This window comes from Paraburkholderia sediminicola, assembly GCF_046027355.1.
Lineage (GTDB): Bacteria > Pseudomonadota > Gammaproteobacteria > Burkholderiales > Burkholderiaceae > Paraburkholderia > Paraburkholderia sediminicola_B.
Map to the genome: position 1 here is coordinate 1 of NZ_JAQQEK010000093.1, position 1,860 is coordinate 1,860.

At 64.3% G+C, this 1,860-nt stretch carries 2 protein-coding genes; both read left to right on the forward strand.

Annotated features, from left to right (window positions below; genetic code table 11):
- Positions 1–220, forward strand: a 220-nt coding sequence (locus PQR42_RS45350; RefSeq protein ID WP_459252336.1) for a hypothetical protein, incomplete at its 5' end; no start/stop codon positions are given.
- A 184-nt stretch (positions 221–404) separates the two neighbouring features.
- Positions 405–1,772 (forward strand): group II intron reverse transcriptase/maturase, encoded by a 1,368-nt coding sequence (ltrA, locus tag PQR42_RS45355; RefSeq protein ID WP_408393888.1) that lies wholly within the window; start codon positions 405–407, stop codon positions 1,770–1,772.
- Positions 1,773–1,860: the final 88 nt, after the last annotated feature.

Genomic DNA, 1,860 nt, shown 5'->3' on the forward strand with positions numbered 1-1,860 from the left:
TGCGTGTGCGCCCAGCATGGGCGCACTCTTGTGGGTGGAAGTCCCACCGCGAGTTGATCACAGCGAGCGAAGCGAAGCGCAACTGCACGAGGGTGACCGGGTGTGGGGAGGAAGCGTGGAGCGAAGCTGCGAGCCGATGGACAAGAACCGGATAGGAGGCGTTGCCGAGCAGGGCGAGCGGGCACGTAACCGCGAAGCTCTCGTGATCAAAGGGCGGTGACGTAAATCCGGCGGTTGTGCAGTGAAGGAGTGCGTTCTTACCTGGGGAGATCTCGCCTCATGCCTGAAAGGGCAACGGCGTCGAGCCGGAGCGAGAAGTCAGCAGAGGCCGTAGTAGTCACAGGACAGGCCGGTGAGGCTGAAGCTGGTGACAAAGGGCCAAACGGGAAGGAGTGTCCAGCGTCATGTCGATGCGACAGGCCATGCGTCAGATGCCCGTGCAAGCGGGGCGAGCGGGAGTCACGCGCGGTGAAGCCGCGCCTATGCCTGTGAGCGATGAAGCCTGCTGCCCGCGACATGAATCCGGGGATACAGGGTCAACGCTGCTGGAAGCGGCGCTGACGAAAGAGAACCTGAAGCGGGCGTTCAAACGGGTAAGGGCCAACAAGGGAGCCGCTGGCGTGGACGGTCTGGATATAGACCAGACGTCGCGCCATCTGGTGACGGCGTGGCCTGCGATCCGCGAACAGTTGCTGAAGGGGACGTACCGGCCCAGTCCGGTACGGCGGGTAACGATTCCAAAACCGGACGGAGGCGAGCGCGAGCTTGGCATCCCGACGGTGACGGACCGGCTGATCCAGCAGGCGCTGCTGCAGGTGCTGCAGCCAGTGCTGGACCCTACATTCAGCGAGCACAGCTACGGCTTCCGGCCCGGACGACGTGCGCACGACGCGGTGCTTGCCGCGCAGTCGTACGTGCAGTCGGGGCGGCGGATCGTGGTGGACGTTGATCTGGAGAAGTTCTTCGACCGAGTCAACCACGACATCCTGATTGATCGCCTACGCAAACGCATAGACGACGCCGGCGTGATCCGGCTGGTCCGGGCGTATCTGAACAGCGGCATCATGGATGGCGGAGTGGTCCAGCGGCGGGATCAGGGCACGCCGCAAGGCGGGCCGCTATCCCCGTTGCTGGCCAACGTGCTGCTCGACGAAGTGGACAGGGAACTGGAGCGGCGGGGTCATTGCTTTGCACGTTACGCCGACGACGCGAATGTGTATGTTCGTAGCCGTCGCGCGGGTGAGCGGGTGATGGCACTGCTGCGACGCCTGTATGGCCGTCTGCGTCTGAAGGTCAACGAGACCAAAAGCGCGGTGGCGAGTGTGTTCGGTCGCAAGTTTCTGGGCTACAGCCTATGGGTGGCTGCGGGTGGGGTGGTCAAACGCAAGGTGGCGGCCAGAGCGCTGCTGGCGTTCAAACACCGCATTCGTGAACTGACCCGTCGCTCTGGCGGGCGCAGCATGACGGATGTGGTGGATCAGCTACGGTCATACGTGCCGGGCTGGAGGGCGTACTTCCGGTTGGCGCAAACGCCGCGAGTCTGGCTCGAACTGGACAAGTGGCTGCGTCACCGGTTGCGGGCTATCCAGCTCAAACACTGGCGCCGCGGCCCCCCCATCTACCGGGAACTGCGGGCGCTGGGGGCGCCGTCCGCTGTAGCACAACAGGTGGCGGCCAACAGTCGCCGCTGGTGGCGCAATAGTGACCGGCTTCTCAAGAGCGTGCTGACCATCGCTTACTTCGACCGGCTGGGTGTACCCCGACTCTCATAACCTCAACTTCCCGAACCGCCCGGTGCGGACCCGCACGCCGGGTGGTGTGGCAGGGGTACGGCCTCATGGCCGTCCCCTATGCCGATTT